This window comes from Paenibacillus sp. AD87, from assembly GCF_001659845.1.
Lineage (GTDB): Bacteria > Bacillota > Bacilli > Paenibacillales > Paenibacillaceae > Paenibacillus > Paenibacillus marchantiae.
The window spans coordinates 4,177,807-4,197,987 of sequence record NZ_LXQN01000007.1; the positions used below are offsets into that span (position 1 = coordinate 4,177,807).

At 43.8% G+C, this 20,181-nt stretch carries 28 protein-coding genes and 1 pseudogene; 4 read left to right on the forward strand and 25 right to left on the reverse strand.

The annotated features are described in order from the left end of the window. Positions 1-24: 24 nt before the first annotated feature. From gpAD87_RS18330 to gpAD87_RS32980, 14 genes and pseudogenes are all read right to left on the reverse strand, one after another. Entirely contained in the window at positions 25-528 is a 504-nt protein-coding gene (locus gpAD87_RS18330) for a DUF4188 domain-containing protein (RefSeq protein ID WP_064639695.1), read from the reverse strand. A gap of 52 nt (positions 529-580) precedes the next feature. Then, positions 581-1,063 (reverse strand): GNAT family N-acetyltransferase, encoded by a 483-nt coding sequence (locus gpAD87_RS18335; RefSeq protein WP_064639698.1) that lies wholly within the window; start codon positions 1,061-1,063, stop codon positions 581-583. Positions 1,064-1,127: 64 nt separating this feature from the next. Further along, on the reverse strand, positions 1,128-1,436 hold the full coding sequence (locus gpAD87_RS18340) for a hypothetical protein (RefSeq protein ID WP_064639700.1): 309 nt from the start codon (positions 1,434-1,436) through the stop codon (positions 1,128-1,130). Between the two features lie 16 nt (positions 1,437-1,452). Continuing rightward, on the reverse strand, positions 1,453-2,136 hold the full coding sequence (locus gpAD87_RS18345) for a hypothetical protein (protein ID WP_157258488.1): 684 nt from the start codon (positions 2,134-2,136) through the stop codon (positions 1,453-1,455). A gap of 52 nt (positions 2,137-2,188) precedes the next feature. Continuing rightward, positions 2,189-2,650, reverse strand: a complete 462-nt coding sequence (locus tag gpAD87_RS18350; protein WP_064639704.1) for an NUDIX domain-containing protein — start codon at positions 2,648-2,650, stop codon at positions 2,189-2,191. Positions 2,651-2,734: 84 nt separating this feature from the next. Further along, on the reverse strand, positions 2,735-3,142 hold the full coding sequence (locus gpAD87_RS18355) for a hypothetical protein (protein WP_064639706.1): 408 nt from the start codon (positions 3,140-3,142) through the stop codon (positions 2,735-2,737). A gap of 34 nt (positions 3,143-3,176) precedes the next feature. Beyond that, positions 3,177-3,698: a GNAT family N-acetyltransferase gene (locus gpAD87_RS18360; RefSeq protein ID WP_231952625.1), complete on the reverse strand. Its 522-nt coding sequence runs from the start codon at positions 3,696-3,698 to the stop codon at positions 3,177-3,179. 470 nt (positions 3,699-4,168) lie between these two features. Next, positions 4,169-4,657: a cysteine hydrolase family protein gene (locus gpAD87_RS18370; RefSeq protein WP_064639710.1), complete on the reverse strand. Its 489-nt coding sequence runs from the start codon at positions 4,655-4,657 to the stop codon at positions 4,169-4,171. Continuing rightward, positions 4,654-5,139: a DinB family protein gene (locus gpAD87_RS18375; protein WP_064639712.1), complete on the reverse strand. Its 486-nt coding sequence runs from the start codon at positions 5,137-5,139 to the stop codon at positions 4,654-4,656. The genes gpAD87_RS18370 and gpAD87_RS18375 overlap by 4 nt, the downstream gene beginning before the upstream one ends. Then, positions 5,136-6,140: a hypothetical protein gene (locus gpAD87_RS18380; protein WP_064639714.1), complete on the reverse strand. Its 1,005-nt coding sequence runs from the start codon at positions 6,138-6,140 to the stop codon at positions 5,136-5,138. The genes gpAD87_RS18375 and gpAD87_RS18380 overlap by 4 nt, the downstream gene beginning before the upstream one ends. 16 nt (positions 6,141-6,156) lie before the next feature. Continuing rightward, positions 6,157-6,870: an AAA family ATPase gene (locus gpAD87_RS18385; RefSeq protein WP_064639716.1), complete on the reverse strand. Its 714-nt coding sequence runs from the start codon at positions 6,868-6,870 to the stop codon at positions 6,157-6,159. A 40-nt stretch (positions 6,871-6,910) separates the two neighbouring features. Continuing rightward, positions 6,911-7,237: a DUF962 domain-containing protein gene (locus tag gpAD87_RS18390; protein WP_064639718.1), complete on the reverse strand. Its 327-nt coding sequence runs from the start codon at positions 7,235-7,237 to the stop codon at positions 6,911-6,913. A gap of 20 nt (positions 7,238-7,257) precedes the next feature. Further along, a complete protein-coding gene (locus tag gpAD87_RS18395) occupies positions 7,258-7,686 on the reverse strand; it encodes a VOC family protein (RefSeq protein ID WP_064639720.1) in 429 nt (142 codons plus the stop codon). A 116-nt stretch (positions 7,687-7,802) separates the two neighbouring features. Further along, positions 7,803-7,958, reverse strand: a pseudogene (locus tag gpAD87_RS32980) (IS1380 family transposase); the annotation flags it as partial. A gap of 279 nt (positions 7,959-8,237) precedes the next feature. Here gpAD87_RS32980 and gpAD87_RS18405 point away from each other — a divergent pair. The 3 genes from gpAD87_RS18405 to gpAD87_RS18415 are packed head-to-tail and all read left to right on the forward strand — an operon-like array spanning position 8,238 to position 11,113. Continuing rightward, positions 8,238-9,122, forward strand: coding sequence for a BglG family transcription antiterminator (locus gpAD87_RS18405; protein ID WP_231952627.1), 885 nt, complete (start codon positions 8,238-8,240; stop codon positions 9,120-9,122). Next, positions 9,119-9,625, forward strand: coding sequence for a PTS sugar transporter subunit IIA (locus gpAD87_RS18410; protein WP_064639724.1), 507 nt, complete (start codon positions 9,119-9,121; stop codon positions 9,623-9,625). Before gpAD87_RS18405 ends, gpAD87_RS18410 begins: the two co-directional genes overlap by 4 nt. 30 nt (positions 9,626-9,655) lie before the next feature. Then, a complete protein-coding gene (locus tag gpAD87_RS18415) occupies positions 9,656-11,113 on the forward strand; it encodes a PTS transporter subunit EIIC (protein WP_064639726.1) in 1,458 nt (485 codons plus the stop codon). Between the two features lie 142 nt (positions 11,114-11,255). Here gpAD87_RS18415 and gpAD87_RS18420 read toward each other — a convergent pair whose 3' ends face one another. From gpAD87_RS18420 to gpAD87_RS18450, 7 genes are all read right to left on the reverse strand, one after another. Continuing rightward, on the reverse strand, positions 11,256-12,269 hold the full coding sequence (locus gpAD87_RS18420; RefSeq protein ID WP_064639728.1) for a bifunctional glycosyltransferase family 2/GtrA family protein: 1,014 nt from the start codon (positions 12,267-12,269) through the stop codon (positions 11,256-11,258). Positions 12,270-12,271: 2 nt separating this feature from the next. Further along, the gene (locus tag gpAD87_RS18425) at positions 12,272-13,258 is read right to left on the reverse strand and encodes a phosphodiester glycosidase family protein (RefSeq protein ID WP_064639730.1); all 987 of its coding nucleotides are present in this window, start codon (positions 13,256-13,258) and stop codon (positions 12,272-12,274) included. Between the two features lie 215 nt (positions 13,259-13,473). Further along, complete coding sequence (locus gpAD87_RS18430; RefSeq protein ID WP_064639732.1) at positions 13,474-14,430, reverse strand: radical SAM protein; 957 nt, start codon at positions 14,428-14,430, stop codon at positions 13,474-13,476. A gap of 125 nt (positions 14,431-14,555) precedes the next feature. Continuing rightward, positions 14,556-15,200 (reverse strand): hypothetical protein, encoded by a 645-nt coding sequence (locus gpAD87_RS18435; protein WP_231952628.1) that lies wholly within the window; start codon positions 15,198-15,200, stop codon positions 14,556-14,558. 14 nt (positions 15,201-15,214) lie between these two features. Then, positions 15,215-15,784, reverse strand: coding sequence for a GNAT family N-acetyltransferase (locus tag gpAD87_RS18440; RefSeq protein WP_064639735.1), 570 nt, complete (start codon positions 15,782-15,784; stop codon positions 15,215-15,217). Positions 15,785-15,852: 68 nt separating this feature from the next. Next, positions 15,853-16,161 (reverse strand): hypothetical protein, encoded by a 309-nt coding sequence (locus gpAD87_RS18445; RefSeq protein WP_064639737.1) that lies wholly within the window; start codon positions 16,159-16,161, stop codon positions 15,853-15,855. A 21-nt stretch (positions 16,162-16,182) separates the two neighbouring features. Further along, entirely contained in the window at positions 16,183-16,839 is a 657-nt protein-coding gene (locus gpAD87_RS18450) for a pyridoxine/pyridoxamine 5'-phosphate oxidase (protein WP_064639739.1), read from the reverse strand. A 286-nt stretch (positions 16,840-17,125) separates the two neighbouring features. On the opposite strand from gpAD87_RS18450, the gene gpAD87_RS18455 reads away from it, so the two are divergent. Then, positions 17,126-17,572: a GNAT family N-acetyltransferase gene (locus gpAD87_RS18455; protein ID WP_082935167.1), complete on the forward strand. Its 447-nt coding sequence runs from the start codon at positions 17,126-17,128 to the stop codon at positions 17,570-17,572. A 95-nt stretch (positions 17,573-17,667) separates the two neighbouring features. Here the strand turns inward: gpAD87_RS18455 and gpAD87_RS18460 are convergent, their stop codons facing one another. The 4 genes from gpAD87_RS18460 to gpAD87_RS18470 form a co-directional block, all read right to left on the reverse strand. Continuing rightward, entirely contained in the window at positions 17,668-18,282 is a 615-nt protein-coding gene (locus gpAD87_RS18460) for a histidine phosphatase family protein (protein WP_064639741.1), read from the reverse strand. Between the two features lie 77 nt (positions 18,283-18,359). Next, on the reverse strand, positions 18,360-18,749 hold the full coding sequence (locus gpAD87_RS32985; RefSeq protein ID WP_082935168.1) for a DUF2569 domain-containing protein: 390 nt from the start codon (positions 18,747-18,749) through the stop codon (positions 18,360-18,362). A gap of 86 nt (positions 18,750-18,835) precedes the next feature. Further along, positions 18,836-19,129, reverse strand: a complete 294-nt coding sequence (locus tag gpAD87_RS18465) for an RNA polymerase alpha subunit C-terminal domain-containing protein (protein ID WP_064639743.1) — start codon at positions 19,127-19,129, stop codon at positions 18,836-18,838. Between the two features lie 42 nt (positions 19,130-19,171). Continuing rightward, entirely contained in the window at positions 19,172-20,179 is a 1,008-nt protein-coding gene (locus tag gpAD87_RS18470; protein ID WP_064639745.1) for an aminoglycoside phosphotransferase family protein, read from the reverse strand. Positions 20,180-20,181: the final 2 nt, after the last annotated feature.

Consider the following 20,181-nt stretch of genomic DNA (forward strand, 5'->3'; position numbering starts at 1 on the left):
CATTCGAACTTCACTAATCATATGTTAAGGATTCTTTGGTGTTTCTACTGCCGGATCACTCTCTCCACCCATTCTACGTCTGGACGTTTCTTTCCTGCCTGTCGCTGGAGCATGGTTAGACACTTTAGCCAATCCGAATTTGGGCATATTCGCATATATGGTCTCATATGAACCGGATTGAGCTTTGTACGTTTCATGATAAATCCCCACGCTTCCATCCGATCCAACGGATTGGTTAAATCGTTTCCAAGCCTCCAAGTGTAGGCCACCACGTGCGTATTTCTCCAATTCATCATAAGATCTCCAATATTGCAGCAGAGTCACTCCACGCCAGCTCATAAAAAATTCCGTTCCCAGAAACCCGGTATCTGGGTTCATGTACAGTTCTTTGATCATCGGGCCCATGGATTTAAAAACAGGCAACCACTTATGTATGGCCCACAGGCGATTAACTCTCATTCCAATAATAAAAACAACAAACTCGCCATCGATCTCAGCCGAATATCTTCCCTTGTGTATGTTCGCCACATTAGTCCTCCTTTTCATCAAATAAGCCGTCTTGTTTGCCGTAATTCATGCCCTACACCATTCTATATTGCAAAATCAGTTGAAGACCATTGATGCCCATTTTCCGCTCGCCCATATCCAAAAAACCTGCTTTTAGATACAGCCTTTGTGCTGCAATATTCCCCTCATTCACAGCTAAAATAATTTCATCTACTTTCGGATCAAGCTGCTTAACCAGTGTAGGCAGTTCCCTCATGGCAGTGAGTGCATACCCGTTCCCCTGATGTTCCAACGTAATGGATAATGCACGTACCAGTATTGTACGGGAAGTATCTCTTTCCTCTACGTATTCAGAATTTTTATGTAATATGAAGAAACCAACTGGAGTCTCATCATTTAAAATCACTACCGGATATTTGTTCGGATTTTGCGATGCCTCCTCAATCACTTCCGCAGGCATTGCAGTAAATTGAATTTGTTCATCACTTAATGAAAAACTAGCCAAGTCTTGATGGTACTTCTCATTATATGGGGCCAGGCTAATCCGTTGTTTCATTTAGAATACCTCCCACTTTCCTTGTTAAAGTCTTCTAGTGAATCAGATGGTATAACCCACATCATCAAGCTTCTTTCTTTGCCATTAACACTCTTATGATACTTGTCGCGTTGTCGAATTTCATCCGATTATTTTTCTGGCGGCAGTCCCATCCTTGTTCTAATGCATGTCGAATGAGATTAGAAATCAGCTTGGGTTCATAGACAAATATATCCCATGTATCTTCCCAAGGGACAACAAACTCCACGAATGTAGATTTATACGTATTCGAAAATATACGGATTATAATGTCTTGTGCTTGCTCGTCTACAACGTACAGGAACAAAATATCTTTTATCACCATTTTACGGATTTGTTTCTTGTATACCTTCACAAATATCACTCCTTGCTCAAGCAATGCAGCATAAATCTTCAAACACATCCCACTTTGTAAACAATTGTCTAAGTCTTTGGGCCGTTGTTTGTATAAACTCTTCTATAGCTTCCATAGATAAAATGTTCAAATCATCTAAGGGCTCATTTTCAAGGTTTTTCAAAAAGTCTACTTTTTCTTTTCTATACTGGTACACCTCTCGCTCCAGCAATCCACCCAAATCAAAAGCTTTACCTGCTTCCAGCTTATTCAATAAATCATGGCCATCAGACTCTTTTCTCAAAATCATAAATTCCAGCTTCGTAACATCCTCCGTATAAATACTTCGTCCACTGGCATGTTCCTCATATGCGGGATAAATCTCGAAAGTCCAATCCCGATCCGTATATACATGAGCAATGTACCCGCACAAATATTGCATGAACTTAGGCTCACTCTGCGCACGTTTCTTGTTTGAATTGAAAAATGCCCTGAGCTCTTCGTCTGTTGCGAAACGTCCTGCCTCTGGCATGAGATGAGTTTTTGCCTTTTCGGCTCTTTCATTCGTTCTCACATGAATGGCGTCAGGTGCAATACTTCCCACTATAAATTCAGGGGTTGGATCAGATAATAATTCAGACGTGATTGCAAAATGAACCATGGGCCAAGGCATAATAAATGCTCCTATCTCTATTAAAATCGGGGATTTTAATTTACTCACAAACTATATTTTCCCTATTCCCTCTCAAAATCTTCTTTATATCCTCTAGGGCTTAACGCAGAATTGTGAGTTCCCCTTGTATCAAATCTACCAACATAGGCTTCTGTACCTTGTTGATTGTGGAAATATCAATTTCATCTAGACTTTTAAAAACAAGCTCTAGCGATTCATTCTGTTCATCTTTAAATAAAAGGGTTGTTTGATCATGATCAAGTTTCCCACCCAACTCCGCGGTGACGTTGAACAGGAACATTACAAATACAACCTCGTTGCCATCCGGATATGTATATTTCATTTTCTCACCTGTGTAGATGGATGCCAGTTCATATGAACTCACGTCAAGCCCCGTTTCTTCTTTTACTTCTCTAATCATAGTTTCTTCAATACTCTCACCGGGCTCCATACCACCTCCAGGTAATCCCCAATCGCCATAATCAGATCTTTTTTGCAGTAGAATTCTCCCTGTATGATCACGAATAATAGCTCCGCCAGTAACGACAATCCGACTTGTCATTAGTCATGCTCCTTTCTAATGGCTTACGCCCCGACTAGTAACCCTTTGGATTCATCATAACCCATGTATGGTAAATGCGAATATCTAAAAGATCCTTTTTCTGACCAGAATCTCAATTCCTTCTTCATTGTACTTCTCAATAAATTCATTGGTCACATGGTCATGATGAAGTACGCCCATATAGTCTGTGCCCGGCTTCTTCGGTCTGTAATCGGAATCAACTGTATAGATATTGAAGTGCACCTCATCTTCGTCTTCCGACACGTCCGTATTATTGAAAAGTACAATCACTTCGTCTTTAGGTAGAAACTGAAAATCCCCTTGACTCTCAATAATATAAAAAGGATATTTCATCTCCTCTACATGAATTAAATTTTGGTATTCTTTCAGCTCTTCGGGAATTTGTTCCATGTAATGTAGCGCTACCTCTTCTGCTTGAAATATTCCTGAAATCCACTTAAGCCTGCCTTTTGAAGCTACTATAACAAACAAATAATCATCCTTCCTAATTACGATTCACATAAATCTAGTCCGTTCTTGCACGTACAAACGTCTGCGACAGAATCCGATGGCTGCCAGCGATGTTTTCAATTTCAATGCTATACTCAGACTCTACATATTCAATGTGATGTTGTTCATAGTATTTTTTCCAGAATGAAACAGCTGATCGGTTATCGGCCAGTTGCTCCACTTTAAATCTGCCCTGAAATTGTGCCAACACCAGATCAACCGCTTGAGCCGCCAATCCTTGCCCACGATACTTTTTGACCAGAAATAGCTCTTGAACTGTATAGTCGGCATCATCATCTACATATGGAGGAGAGCAAACCAGCACAAATCCGATTATCTTGCCTTCAAATAGAATAAAAAACGGATGTAATTCTGCCCGTTCCAGATAGAGATAGGTATTCGTTGGATCGAATTTCCCCTCTTCTAGCAAATCCTCACCCGAGAATTCGGAAAGATCATATAAATACAAGTTGTACAGGTTAAGAAATAATTCCTTCTTTTCTGCCAAAATACTCGTGATTTGTACATTCATCATCATTGCATATCTCCCTTATCATGTGATTTACGCTCATCCTTATCGATATACACAGTATGCTTGCTGTGTCCTGCTCTCAATATATCGTTTCAACTACAGCAGATATAGGCAAAGTTTGATTTAAATCGTGAAGTCTCCAGTCATGAAGAAATACTTATGTAGAAAAAAATAGACCCTTTACAGAGTCTGTTTAAGCATATTTGTCGTTTGCCTTTTCTTCCCTAGGTATGCAATAGCAAGTGCAACGGGATTAACAAAAGGTAAAAAAGTCAGCCAACCTATAAACGTAAGTATGGGAGCCAGGATCGATATCACACCGAAAAACAGCATAAGTGGCGATCCTTTCTTCAACCCCTGAACGAAAAGTACTAACCCTACTGCAATCCACATGACCAATGCGATGCTAAGCATATTTATAACCATCACCTCCATTTTACAGTAATCAATGATATCTGTAATTAACCGATCGACACTTATTTGATTAGATAATTAACTACAGGATAAGAAATCACGTTCCGGTCTCTGTAGGTTGAAATCACCGCTTCGGAATGCGTACTTAGAATCCCATTTTGCAACATGACCGGTCTAAATCCTCGCTCCATCGCGCCATTATAGGTAAACAGAACACATTCCTCGGCGGCAAATCCCGATATGATCAACAGCTCAATACCGATACTCTTCAGAATCTGCTCCAAGTCTGTTTGCCAGAATGCGTTGGAACTCTCCTTCGTAACTGTCAGATCCTTCTCATTCACATCAATCTCAGAAATAATACGATGCGCCTCAGCATTGGAATCCTCCATCCCTTCCACGTCTTGTACATGAACAACCACCTGGTCGTTCGAACGGAGTACGTCTGCAACATGATTAATATATTCACAAGCGCGGTCTATTGCTTTTTGATCCAACTTATCTCGTACAACACTCTCTTGCATATCCACGATCAGAAAACCTATTTTCATATCATCTCTCCTCTTACTTTCTTTCTCAGCATCATGATCTGTCCAATATGATACGCATTATGAATACACAGATTGGATATGACATTCCACCATGGGGCATTGAAGTACGATGGGATGGTCATCCCTAATTTTGCATCATCACTTTCCTCTACAACCTGTATCCAGCGACTAAATGTTGCACCAACGCGTGCAATGCTTTTCTGCCAATCTTCTTCACTTACCTGGGATGGGTTAATAATGAACGTCTCATCATTATTTATGCTATTGTCCATAACCACTTCACCCTTAATGAACCGATCCAACCAAGTTTCATTCCAGAAAGTCAGATGATTCACCAACCTCCAGATGGATTGCCCCTCATCATTCAGCGATAAGGCCTGCGTAGCGGTTACATCACGTAACATCTCGTCCAGCGGGACAAACCAGCTTTTGTCATGATGACAGGCAGCGAGTTGGTCCAACAACACCAATTTTGTACTCATATTCGACTCCCCTCCTCCCAAAATGTCTCTACGAAATCGTTCAAATACCTTTCCTCGTTTTCCTTGCCCCACTTCTCCCAGCCAAACAAATCGGTATAGTACGCATCTTCTAGGTTTGATTCTTGGATTATTGTTTCGTAAAGATGCACTGGAACTACGTCGTAATATCCAAACTCGATTGAATAATGATCATTTGTTACAGGTAATTCATGACATTGCTCATGGAAACTCAACCATTCTTTTAAAGGAATATCTGCCGTGATTATGCTCTTCCCATTTTCAGAATCAAAGTTTATGTTTCGTGCTCTAAGTGAAGGTAACACTTCCAAGTAAACTGGAATTTGGCTTTTCATAGTAGTCATGGATACCTTCATTACAGGTTCAAGAAGTACGGGGTTGGCTCGTTTAAAACCATCACGGAATGCCAAGGATGCAGCAATTTTAAACGACATTACTTTCGAATCGAATGAATGAAACGATCCATCGAACAGCGTTACTTTTACATCTACCACTGGAAAATGGCCGAATATACCTCTGATCATCATTTCTTCGATTCCGCTTCTGACCGGGGGAATATATTCATCAGGTATGACATAATCATCGATAATTTTATTTATAAACTCAAAACCGCTATCCCTTGATTTGGGTTCAAGCTCGATCCAACAGTGACCGTACTGATGTATCCCTCCCGTCTGTCTAACATATCTTCCTTCGGATTGAACTGTTTCTTGTATCGATGTCTTATAGAGAACCTGCGGTTTCAGAGCATCTATCTCCAAACCAAACTCATCTCTTAGACGTCCGATTGTTCCTTGCAATTGCTGTTCCCCTTGTCCCGCAATAATGATCTGCTTCCGAGTATCCTGGGTATATACCACGAAATCTGAATCTTCTTCTGCACACTTTTTTAATCCCAGCAATATTTTCTTAACCTCTTCTTTGGTCTTCGGCTGCTGAATGATAACTGTCATATATGGATCAGAGAGATTAATTGTACGCACATGAGTCACTCCTTCACTAATCCTTGAACAACTCATTCAGCATCCGGTCGCGATTTTCCAGGAAACTGCGGGTGATCTGATAATGTTCTGTATCTTCATACTCTACGTCCTGAATACCACCATCGTCGAAGCTCAGGATGCATGCTCCCGGATATCCCAGTAGAATCGGCGAATGCGTCGCGATAATAAATTGGGAAGTGCCTGATAGATCATGAAGAATGCGTAACAAGGAGAGTTGACGGGCTGGCGATAAGGCGGCTTCGGGCTCATCGAGCAGATAAATGCCTTTGGAATTGAATCGGTTCACGAACAGATTGAGAAAAGACTCCCCGTGGGATTGTTCATGCAACGAACGCCCACCATAATACTTGAGCGACTCCGGCCCCAATTCATCTACATGCGATGCAAATTGATAAAAGGACTCCGAGCGCATGAAGAAACCATTCGTGATTTTGGGCAACCAGGATAGACGCAAATAGTCACCTAATGATGATTCAGCAGCATCAATCTCAAATGCATTATTTTTCCCGCCCCCTGCTGTGTTAAATCCACATTGATGAGCGATGCCCTCCAGCAGCGTGGACTTACCCGATCCATTCTCACCAACAAAGAACGTAATGTTATTGTTAAATTCCAATCGCTCCAGAGACTGTATGGACGGTATGTGAAACGGATACTGATCCGGATTCTCGACTTTAGCAGACAGTAACTCCACACTTCGAAGATACATAGACACACTCCTATTTTATAAAGTTCGACTCCTGCTGGTTTCAGTCCTGTTTATTGATCCACGGATGGATGATTTCTTTGCGGGTGATGATCTCAATGGTCCTGATAAAAAACCAGGTGAAGCCGGCATAAAAACCGATATGCGGATATCGGAATGCTGCCGGTTTGTTGCCTTCGAAATAGAAGTGCCCAATCCAGGAAAGGGCGTAATGGATAAGTGTCAGAACCAGCATGACTTTAAAATTAATAAACAAGAAAATCCAAGCCGCAAACGCCGATAAAAATGCGAAATAATGCAAGATGAGGTTGTTCCGATCCTGATGTTCCTGAAGATAATAACGCAAATCTTTGCGAACACGATTCAACATCCGGTCACACTCATTTCACCCTAAAATGTGATCATGGCTCCTTTTTCATCAAATACGGCGGTTGGATTCCAAGTGACTTCCCAGCAGTTATTCTCCGGGTCCAGGAAATAAGCGATTCTCCCGCCCCAGGCAGCGTCATATGGCTCTCTGATTACATTGCCTCCGGCAGCGCGGATATTCACAATGGTATCGTCAACGTCTTCCGCTTGATCCACATTGATGGCCAGCAGCGTTCCTTTCAACCCATCAGATGCACTGAATATCATCCCAGTATCTTTCTCCAGCTCCTGAATGGGATATAACGATAGCAATACACCTGTTGTTTCAAAAACACTGTATTGATCTGAACTGATTGCGTTCTCACTCCACCCAAGCTTCTGATAGAACGAACGCAGCTCAGGCAGATGCATTGCACCAATGGTGACCAGACTCACTCGTTGTGGAACCATAAATTATTCCTCCCATATCTTTTTAACATGAATTCGGAATGTGGATGAGTTCTCCCGTTCCTGCCACACCTTGTACGAAGGACGACCTTGATAGCAGGGATTGAGGCCGTTCGTCACGTGCTTTCGTCCGGGAATCGCTCGATTTCTTTGACCATCTGATAGCCTGGATCGGATTGCAAAGCGTTCATATGCAGAAAGCGGGTGTGCCCGAGAAGCGCGCAGTCCGTCAGATAATCCATGAGAATCGAAGCCGAATAGACGCAGTTGCTTCCCCTCATCAGTCTTTCATGGCGAAGGTACCTTTTCATTTAACATCCCCTATATTAAACGACGAACAGACGGATGACAAAATTATGGTTGACGGCGGCAGATCAGCTTCTATATTATGTAGGAAGAACGTACTGCATAAAAAACATAAAATGAATTGGCGTGTTACCATTCCAGAGGGCATGAGCCAAGAAGCGAACATGAGACTATACTCGCTTCTTGGCTCTTTTTGCCGTTTCCGGGACCTGGAAGCGCTAACTTTAGAGACGAGGAGGCGGTGAACCGTGAGTAAAGGAATGCTGCTGCAGGTGGAGCGGGTCGTCGGCAGCAATATTGTCCTGGCCCGGTCGCACCAGAGTACCAAGGAGTACGTGCTAATCGGCAAAGGCTTGGGATTTGCGTTCAAAGGGGAAAGCACCATTCAGGCCGATGATCCGCGGATTGAGAAAAGGTTCCGGCTGGAGGACCGGGAGGAGTGGGGGCAGGCGCAGGAGCTGATGAAGGACTTGGACCCCAATGTCATCGAAATCTCTGACCAGATTATCCGTCTCATCGCTGATCAGTTTCCTGGCAAGCTGAATGACAAGATCTATCTTGCTCTTCCAAGTCATATTCAGTTCACCTTATATCGGCTCCGCAACGGCATGGAGATTCTGAATCCTTTCCTTACGGAGACAAAGCTCAGTTTTCCGAAAGAATTCAAAATCGCTTCGGAAGCGGCGGCCATGATCGGGGAGGCCTTTGCCGTAGAGGTTCCGGAGGATGAGGCGGGGTTCCTGACATACCATGTGTACTCCTCCGTAAATCACGTCCCTGTCGGACAGCTGGTTAAGGTATCAAATGTAATCAGGAAGCTTCAGTCCATTATTGAAGAGCAGGGTGGCATTCGCTTTGGGCAGGGCAGCCTTGGCCAGGCAAGACTCCTGATACACCTGCGCTTTTCCATGGAACGCCTGTATCAGGAGCCGATAACGTCCCCCACCTTCGCACAATATGTGCAAAATGGTTATCCATCCGAATACCAGCTGGCCAGAAAGCTAAGTGCTGTCATGGCCGAAGATTTGGGTACAGAGGTACCCGAGGAAGAAACGGCTTTTCTCGCCATGCATTTATACCGGCTTTTTCAAACCCATGCCAAAACCAACAACAGAGAGGACAACACACAATGATCTGGAAATGGAAAAACAACAAATCTGCTAAAAATTCTGAGACAATATCCATCGTCTCCCCGCTCACCGGAACCTGCGTCAGTTTGGAAGAAGTGCCTGACGAAGCGTTCGCACAAGGACTAATGGGTCCAGGAGTTGCAGTGATTCCCCAGGAGGGCAGGCTGGTCGCCCCTATCAACGGCACTGTAGTGCACCTGATTAAATCGCATCATGCCGTCATGATTGAGCATGCTTCCGGGCTGCAGCTGCTGCTGCATATCGGTATGAATACTGTCAGTCTGAAAGGACAGGGCTTCACCCCCCAAGTGCAGATCGGGGATCAGGTCGCTGTCGGTCAGACCCTGATCGAATTTGACCTGAATGCTATCGCTTTGGCTGGTTATCCGGTCATCACCCCTGTCATCGTTGCGAATGCGTCAGAACAGCCGTGGGAGTCACACCCGACGTATGGCAACGTAGAAGCAGGCTTGGGAACTATCATGAAAGTCAGCTTGCCCAAATAACATGAATCTAAAAAAGAAAGGAAGAACAATATGCTGAAAGCATTGCAAAAGCTAGGGAAATCCCTGATGCTTCCTGTAGCAACCCTGCCTGCAGCAGGTATTCTTCAAGGCTTGGGTCTTCTTAATTATGAAAAGGACATTCCGCTTGGACCCGTGATAGGGGGATTTCTCAATCAGTATGTAGTTCCATTCATGAATGAGGGAGCGGGGGCGATCTTTGGCAACCTTGCGCTCATCTTCGCCATCGGGGTGGCTATCGGACTGGCGGGGGATGCGGTCGCCGCTCTTTCCGCCCTGATCGCTTATATGGTGCTAATACGGATTCTGGGAGCCGTTCCAGGTGTATTCGGTTATATTCCTGACGATGTCAAGCTGGATACGGGCGTTTTGGGCGGGATATTTGCCGGACTGCTTGCAGCCTATATGTATAATAAATACCACAATATCAAGCTTCCTGACTGGCTCGGCTTCTTCTCCGGCAAACGCTTTGTGCCGATGGTCACCGCCGGCTCCATGCTGGTGTTGGCCATCCTGATCGGCATGATCTGGAGCCCGATTCAGGATGCCATCGGCGCTTTCGGCGCCTGGATTGTAGGCTTTGGCGGCTTTGGCTCCATGGTGTTCATGATCGCCAACCGCCTGCTCATCCCGCTCGGTCTGCATCATGTCCTCAACTCCATCGCCTGGTTCCAGATCGGGGATTATACCAATGCAGCCGGGGAAGTCGTGCACGGCGACCTGACCCGTTTCTTCAACGGAGACCCTACGGCAGGCATGTTCATGTCTGGATTCTTCCCGATTATGATGTTCGCTCTTCCGGCGGCGGCGCTTGCCTTGATTCATACAGCCAGACCTGAAAAGCGCAAAATGGTCGCTTCGATCTTTATCGGCGCAGCGGTGGCTTCGTTCTTAACGGGTATTACCGAACCGCTCGAGTTCTCCTTCATGTTCGCGGCGCCTCTGCTGTATGTGATGCACGCTATTCTTACCGGTGCAGCGGCCCTGATCATGTATCTACTGAATGTTAAGCTTGGCTTCGCCTTCTCGGCAGGTCTGATTGATTACCTCGTGAACATGAAGCTATCGACCAATCCACTGCTCATGATTCCAGTCGGACTCGCATTTGCAGTCGTCTATTATTTCCTGTTCCGGTTCATGATTCTCAAGTTCAACCTGAAAACGCCGGGGCGCGAGGATGACGCTTATGATACCGATGTGGCCACTAATGCTTCCGCCGTGGCAGCGGCGTCTGCCGACACCAAGGCTGGAAAAGTGCTCGCCCAGATCGGTGGAACAGATAATATCGAGAGCATCGATGCCTGCATCACTCGCCTCCGTCTTGTTGTTAAAGACGACAAAGCCGTCAACGACCAGGCGCTCAAACAGCTTGGCGCTTCTGGCATCATGAGGCTTGGTGGCGGAGCTGTGCAGGTCATCTTCGGCACCCAGTCCGAAATTCTGAAGGATGAGATTAAGAAACTGATGTAACGCTCGTCCTCCTTTGAGTTTAAAAGGTCGAGAACAGGGGTATCCTTTACCCTGTTCTCGACCTTTTTTATTACCAAGAAGCGCATGATATTCTTTTGAGTGGCCGTGTCTTCTTTTGGTCTATGAGTTTTAATATACAAAGTTAATATACAAATCTGCGCTGCGCCCAATAGCTGAACACAAAGATCGACACCTCTGTTAACAGCTTGGCTGCAATCAGTGGGATAATCAGTTTTTCATTGTAGAAGTACAACAATCCGTAATTTAATAGCAGCACCAGAATGACCAATGAGAAGTATTTCGGTAAAGATTGACGGACCCTGGTCGTTTTCCCGGCTGAAAATACATACTTCCGATTGATCGTATAGTTGAAGATGGAGCTGCAAAGTCTCGCTGCAACGACCGATAGGAACAGATTATGCGTGAAGTACTGGATCACGAACAGTAAGCCAAAATCGATCAAGGCCGATAACACCGAAGACGTACTGAACATCAGAATTGGCATATAAATACGGAATGAATCTATCAATGGGCGAAAATGAGAGGATTTGTTATGATCCAGATAGACCGTATCTATAAACTCCTCTGTGATCTCATACCCTTCTTTATGCGCTGTTAGCAGCATGTTCATCTCGTATTCAAATCGTTCTCCAGGGATCTGGCACAGCCAGTCCAGCATCGAGAATGGAAGACCTCGCAGGCCTGTCTGGGTATCATATACTTTCGTACCTGTCGTGAGAGAAAAGACGCCTCGTGTGACCGTGTTGCCAAAACGACTGCGCGCTGGAATGGTTCCACTGAACCGACGGCTTCCCAGTACAATCCCCGGGGTCGTTTGCTCCAATAGTACATCAAAGATGCGTTTGATATCATGCGGCAGATGCTGTCCATCGCTGTCTGCGCATACAATACCGCCCTGTGGGCCATGTTCCTTGATATGTTGGAATCCTGTCTTGAGCGCACGTCCCTTGCCCAGATTGACCGTATGTGTCAGGACTGTACACCCATAAGCTTCTGCCGTCTCGAAAATCCCCCTGTAACCTGAACCGCTGCCATCATCTACAATGACAATGGGTCCTAACTGAAACGTCTGCAACTGTAACACGAGATTTAATAAACGAACATCCGGTTCGTATGATGGAATTAATATGGTCATGATCATTGTCCCTCTTTCAGATAAAGGATGTCACTTACGCCGCGTTCCTGGTTTCTCCCCAGCGGATTATTAACAACCCGACCCATGAAATACATTGTGGATGAACCGCCGCCGTCCAGATTGTAGGCTTCCGTTGCTCCAAGACCTTTCATGACATCGGCAAGCTCTGCCAGCGTCATGCCACGGCTATCATCCTGCCGTCCGTCAACCACAACAAATACATAATGATTCGGGGCGATCATGCCGATTGCAGTTCTCGGATTGGCATCCTGGATCGACCGGTTACCAAAGTTGTTATCGATTTTCACACTGCTGAAGTCACTTACAATCTGGCCGTCTTGAATCAGAATTGGTCCAAAAGATAACGTATTGGTCGCGCCTTCCGCCAGCAGTTCCGATGAGGATACTTCCGTCTCGTTATATGTCTTCATCGTGCCATCACTGAACAATGCCATCGCATCACGCACCGGATCATCCCGATATACCGTACCATTGCGGATAATCACCCCGTCATCACGGAAGCCGTAGTAGTCACCATTGATCGCAAAGATGGCGTTGTTGGCCGCTGCTATCTCTGAGGTGTTTTCGGTAATATTCGTGCCAAAGCTGTTATCTGCCAGAGCCGAGCCCAGGCTGCTCGCATCTGTCAGCTGTACATCTGCGACGTAATACGTAATCTGATCTGAGCCGGACCCAGTCTGCACCTTATCGATTTTGACCTGCATATCATCGCTGGAATAGTTCCAGTCATCTGACGTTGCATTCACTTCAGTCGCCTGTGTTGAAGTATCACTGGAGGTGCTGGTTGCTGATGTATTGTCATCCGCTACAACAACCTGCACATGCCGGATTAAGTAGCGATCTGCTAGGCTGTATATCACGGTACCAAGGCCCAGAACAATAACAAGGGTGATCATCAGCCATTTGCGCCTTGGTTTTGAATTTTTATATGGGTCGTTCTCGTTGGTTTTTGGATAGATCTTCATCATGTGAAGTTCACCTCTTCATCTAAGTTCTTAAGGCTCATCATAGGCGGGCTAGCTTAAATGAATCTGAAACAGGCGAACGCAAAGAAAGAAGGTCATCCTTTCCCCCGAGAGGAAATCAGACAACCTTCCATATGAGTGATAATGATGGATCTCAATCTATATATGTACCCCGAATAGGGACAAGTACGATGCTAAACAGCTTTCTATAAACGTGACTATTCACTTACAAAGAGAGCATCGTATGCAGGGCAGGGCTGCTTTTCTAGATAATTCGTTAACACTTGAGGCTGCTTGGTATAGATATCCTTTAAAGATGTACCCTGATAGATATTACCAATCACGACTGGATGGCATAACTCACAGATGAGAATATCCCCATTGCCGTGCAAATGCAGCTGTTTGGTCCCATCCACACAATTGGAGAAGTAGACACCAGGCTGTTCACGCAAACCCAGTTGTTCAGCAAAACGATCCATACAGGTAAAATATAACGTCGTCTCTTCCTTCTTCTGCTTAATGAGCTCGTTTACGGAGTGGATGAGTGATTCTTTGGAGACGATCTTGCTCCAATGACTGTGTGGCATCACGATACTGTTCTGTATCTCATGGATGCGCACACCCAGTTCATATACTTTATCGCTAATAGCCTGCATGTTCGCTTGGGTGCCTTCAAATAGTAGCGTCTCCAAGACGGTCTCCAGCCCCGCTTCAGTACAAAGACGAATGTTGTGCTCCAATCGCTCATACATGCGGGGGTGTACACGGTAATACGCAGCATATGCATCCCGATCTGTATAGTTGAACGAAATATGAATGTTGGACAAGCCGGCATCCCGCAAAGCATGAATTCGTTCTTCCGTTAGCAGGCTGGCATTGGTATTTAATTGCGTGTCGATACCGTGTTTCCCGCAATACGTCACAATCTCCAGACAATCCTGATATTTCAGGGTCACCTCTCCCCCGGACAAACGCACTCGCTTGAGCCGCGGAAGCTCACTAATGATCCGAATCACTTCCTGACCGCTAATGCATTGCCCATCGTCTCGATTGTAGGCGCAGCAATAGTCACATTTGTAATTGCAATTGGAGGTCACGCCGACCTCCAGTCCTTCCAGTTCATATACGCCGGGTGTTTCAAGTTCAAGTGATTTATATTTGTTTTTAGCTGTCAATTCAATGCACCTCCCGATTCCTTATCCATGTTTTTTCAACTTGGAGATTATAGCGGATCTCGGTAGATGCACGATATGACATTATGTACGTTGGGATGTAAAAAACAGAGTAAACCCCAGCCATTTTATTGAGTTTCAGTCCATCTATGCTCAGGATGATATGCAAATTCATAGTCTGCAATCATCAAGAATGACACACGACTTTGCTGATCGAGCACCATGGATAAAATCATCAAATTTTCATAGCCACCTTCAAGTACGAATTTATCAAATGACGTTATTACACTGTAGTTTCCTTGTTTATCTCTCTCCATGAGATACGTAATTGAGCGTACTTTTCTTTGATTAGAATCAATAAAGGCTTTCTTTCCGTATTGCTGGATTACTTCTTGAATTGTACTTCCATAACCTATGCCACTTGGCGTTTTATATTTTTTTGATTTTGCTGCCGCATCATCGATCACGATTCCATCCACAATTCCTTCTTTGTAATGAATCCACATACCTTTATACTGGTAAACATTCGTATGATAATAATAATCCACGTGTTTCCCCAACTGCTGCTCAACCTCTGCTCGAGTATCTCCGATTTTAACGGTGATATTCTTTGCTTTATTCTGAACTTTAAATTCTTCTTCTGTAAATATCGTAGGCGCAGGAGACAGATTAGAGACTTCGGACAGACTATCGGATACTTCAGAGGTACTTAAAAGAGTCATAAAAAGGACAACAAATAGCATTCCTTTGGTCAACATTAACATTCCTTTCAAACATGTTCAGCAGGTTATAACGATTGAAAATCTTCTCTGGTCATCGCATACAAATTCAAATCCTGCATTTCGTTTTTAATTTTCATATAACTCCGTAAAAGCCCTTCGAATTTCATGCCTGTCTTTTCCATGACCTTTGCGGAACCGATGTTACCCACCAGACATTTAGCCTGAATGCGTTCCAACCCGATGTCTTCAAATCCAAATTGAATGATTCGGCTAACCGCTTCCGTCATGATTCCTTGGCCCCAATACTCGTTGGATAACACATAACCCAATTCCACCCTCATACTGTTACTGTCACACCCCAAATAATTGCAGCTGCCAATCAACTTCTTTGTTTGTTTATCCTCGATTCCCCATGGCCCCAGCTTATCCACCTCATATCGACTCATGACAAAATCAATAAAGGCTTTCGTATCCTCCTTGCTCTGATGTGCGTCCCAAGTTGTGTACTCCGATACAGCAGGAACCGCGCAATAACGGTACATCTCATCCAGATCAGCATAGGTAATGGGCCTAAGGAGCAATCGTTCTGTTTCCAATACCGGAAATGGGTCAAAATAACTTTCAATGGACTTCATATGTATGCCTCCCCGGCTTATTCAAATTAGTTTAACAACCGTTATTGATAAGGAATCACACTATCCAGTTATTCTGTTTTGTTCTGGCTTGGCGCTTCTTGATCTACAGTTTCATAACTCACAAAACGCTTGAGACTTTCTTTGGTTTTGGAGCTGGTTGCTTCATATTCCGCCCATATTAAATAGAACAAGCCCAGGATTAAAGCAAACACACTCAAATTTCGCGGAGCTGTTCCAACATAATTCAGCATCTCCTGAAACAATTCCGAATTCCACGAAGCCACACCAGAACCAAAAATGGCAGCACTCAAATATCGAACACCGTACAGAAATGCCGCTATGACAAGCAGCAGTGTCCCTGTAGTTCTACGACTCACACAATTTCCCCCTTTATAAAATCACGGCCATAACCTCTGGTGCTTCCATTGCCCTTGATGCAGAATATATTGAATTCGCACATGCTTTCGTTCCGAGTCTCCCTGCCAGAACTCAACTTCCTTTGCGTTCACGGCGTACAGTCTCCAATTCGGTGTCACAACATCAGGATCTCGGCTGATCCGCTCTTTCTGAGCGGCAATGGCGCGTTCCAATTCTTCCTCACTCTCCAGCTCCTGACTCTGTCGTCCTGTCATCGCAACTGCGCGCGCACCTGCCGATCTTTTCCGAAAATCCGCTGCACCTGCTTCCTCGCCCATATCCACGGCTTCTCCCCTTATGCGGATCTGTCTGCCCAATGTAGGCCAGTAAAAGGTCAGTGCCACATGCCGATTGTTCTCCAGCTGCTGTCCTTTTCGACTCTCCGAGCCAGATGCAAAATAAAAAGCTTCGTCAACTACGTCTTTCATTATCAATACTCTTGCATCTGGAAAACCATTCGAATCCACTGTCGAAATCGTCATCGCATGAGGTTCTTTCACCCCGTAATCTATAGCCAGTCTCAGCCAATCCAGAAAAAGATCCCCTGGTTGATCCGGTAAAAGCTCGGTATTCCAAGCTGGAAAAGGTCCAGACAAGGACTTCAACCCACGCAACAAATCACTTGGTTTATCACTCATATCGGCAACCTCCTTATACTTCCATTTCATTCCATTGTAGCGTAGTAGGCCATTTTCTCACTATTTGTTTTGAAATGATTGATATGTTCAATCTATTTTCACTGATAAAAGAAGGATATATTAAACAAAATAGCAAATAACCTACTAACCTACATTAGAGTTTTTTCATTTCGAAAGGAGTGATGTGGTATGAAGAATAACCATGTTGCAATGATTTTTAGGAAGGATACGAAGTAAGTGCAGAGGATAAATTCCTCTGCAAAGTAAAATTTGGGAGGAACTCCGAATGGTAGTTGTATTAAAGCCAGTGTCTAATGAAAATTGGTATGAATGTACCCAGCTTAAAGTTAAGCCAGAACAGCTTAATATCTTTCCTGCACCTGTCGTTTATTGGATTGCTGAATCTAAATATGTTGATGATTTTGAATTACGTGCTATTTACTCGGAAGAGGTTTTAGTCGGTTTTCTCGTATTCTGTGCGAACCCAGACAGGGATGATAACTACTGGATTCCTGCCATAATGATTGACGAGAAGCATCAAGGTAAAGGTTATGGCAAGGCAGCAATGAAAACTTTGATTCAGCTTATGAGTATTTCAAAATGCACAAGAATAATGATTGGACACCGACCAGATAATCTAATTGCAGGAAAGTTGTATGAATCTTTAGGGTTTATAAAAACTAGTGAAGAAATAATAGATGGTGAAATAGTACGTCTGCTTCAGATCAATTAAATAATATATATAAAGACTGACGGCACCTGTCGGCAGTCTTTATTATGATTAAAAGAATTAACTGTTGTGAAAATTGTTTTTATATACTCCCTTTTCTAACCTAGATGACTCATCATATTCATACTGCTAAACTCCCAACCATTTACTCCTTTTTCAAGCGTATGAACACTGGTATTCCCAATAGAATGAAACACCGATGTATTGGTCCAATTTTGGTTTCCTAAGAGATAATAAAGGATGTTGATTACTCCGCCGTGCGTGACCAGTAGAACATTCGATTTGATCTGTTGCTCCTCTATACTTCGGCATAAATCCCGAAAGGATGTACATATTCTGTTATAAAAATTCCGAGGACTTTCTCCTCCTGGAAACGGGGTATCCATTCCAAGAGTGTTAAAATAAACTCCTGCATATTTCACTTCTGCTTCCTTATTTGGCATTCCAGCCAAATCTCCGTTGTTCATTTCTCTCCAGTCTTTCAGATAAAGCCCCTTTATGTTCAGTCTTTTTTCAAGCTCTTTGGCAGTCTGGACTGCACGCGGTAGATCACTGCTAATCACCGTGTTTATCTTATAGTTTTCTGAATGATGGTACAGGTAATCTCCGAGTCTCTCCGATTGAGTAACACCTTCTTCAATGAGCCCTCGTTGACTCCAGCCACCTCTGTAGCCTTCCTCATCCATCCCGTGTCTTACTAAGAAAATCTTCAAAATATCCCTCCTCTATTTGAATCTCTTATAACAAACCCCGACCATAGATCTTCCATCTTAGGTCGGGGCTTATGTTTTTATCTGACAAACGTATTGTGAACTCGAACTGATTTTATAAAATAAGGAATCCATATGGCACAGGTGAGTATCGTCCTACCTATCCCTTTTAACGAACTTCCATCCTCAAGCTCTACCGCCATAGGAATCTGAAGTAACAACAGATAATCAATGATGCCCACGGCTAGACTAACACTGTAAAACATAATCATAAGACGAGGGAATATCGATTTCTTTCTATAAAACGTAATCAGCGTATATACGCTAAATACTAAAAATAGCACATTATATACCGTTTCAAAAATGAGAACCGGACCCCACCATGGGTGATAATAATCAGATTGTTTGGAAGTTATGAGCTCCCAAGTCTCTGTCGTCAATGAAGGTACAAGGTATTGAAATAATTGCACTTTTACACAACTGTAATATTATACAACGCGAGGAAGTGATGCGATACCAATTTCTCCAATTAAAGCCATTGACCAAAAAAAGAGGGTTACTCTTTAAAAGATAATCCCTCTTCTTCAAGTGCTTGTCGAAGTTTTGGCATCGCAGAAGGCCCGATCCCGTGCAGCTTCAGAATCTCTCTTTCTGTGTATTGCGAGAGTAGTCGTAATGTCGTAATTCCCTGATTCTCCAGCGCACGTCTGGCGGGTGCAGACAGAACCGAAAGAAATCCTTCTTTCGGTTTCCGTTCCTTCTCACATACCGGACAAGTTGGACAATCGCTACTTTTGTAATAGGAATGCCCTTGTTCGCATGTTCTTAGTGTTCCTTTAGTGTTTGCCATGTTAGTCACCCCTTCCTGTATCGGATAACAATTATCTCGGATTTAGCTACTCAACCAGTGCTCAACATCTGAGATCATATCCTCGTATTGTTTTAAAGCCTTTATAGTCCATGTGACTTGTGATGTTCCCAACTGTTGCTCTTCATCGTCTGTGCATTCAATCCACAAAGAGCGTTTTAGACTGTATTCGAGCCAATCCAATTTTCCGGCAAAGCCCTTTTCCAGAACCATTCTCCAATTGGCGTTTAAATTCCCCACTCGAGACCGATATCCATTTATAAAAGCCAAGAACCTTTCTTTTTCTACGATTCCGGTATGATCTACCGACCAATACATCGCTGTTTCCACCAGATCATGCATCGGATTGATATAACCCGCTGATTCCCAATCAATAATGATGGGGTTGTCCTGCTGCCACATCACGTTCTTAGGTTCAAGATCTCTATGGCTAATAACTGTATTTGAGGCCATTATTACTGATGCATTTTTTGCCTGAGCACTCCACTCATAGAGCTTTTGAATGTTGTCAGCTAATAAGATTGTCCAATCCGAATTTTCTTTCTGCCCTTTGGTTAAATAATCATTCCAATCGATTTCTTTGGAATCATCCAACTGAAGGTCAGGAATATGAAGCTGTGAAAAATCAGTTTTATGAATATCCGCAAGAATCATGCCCATATGCTCACAATGGGTTTCGGTTACTTCATGAAGCTCCAGACTATTACCATCGATCCAGTCAAATATAAGATAACATTGATGATCTAAGATCTGCATCGAAGAACCGCTTATCACTTTGGCAGGTTGAGCATCGATAAAATTTGCTGCCACGTTTGCTATTTTTTCGGATTGAATATAATTTTGCATAGCTGTAGGTCTACTCATAATTTGAGGATTCAGTGCTTTCACAGCATATTTGGCATGTGTAGTTTCAATGGCATACATGCGATGTAAAAGCCCACCCGAGATTGCCTTGGGTGTACTGATCAACTCACCAAGTTCTAATTCAGCGACGAGTTTTTCGAATTTTAGATTATATTGAATATTATTCATAC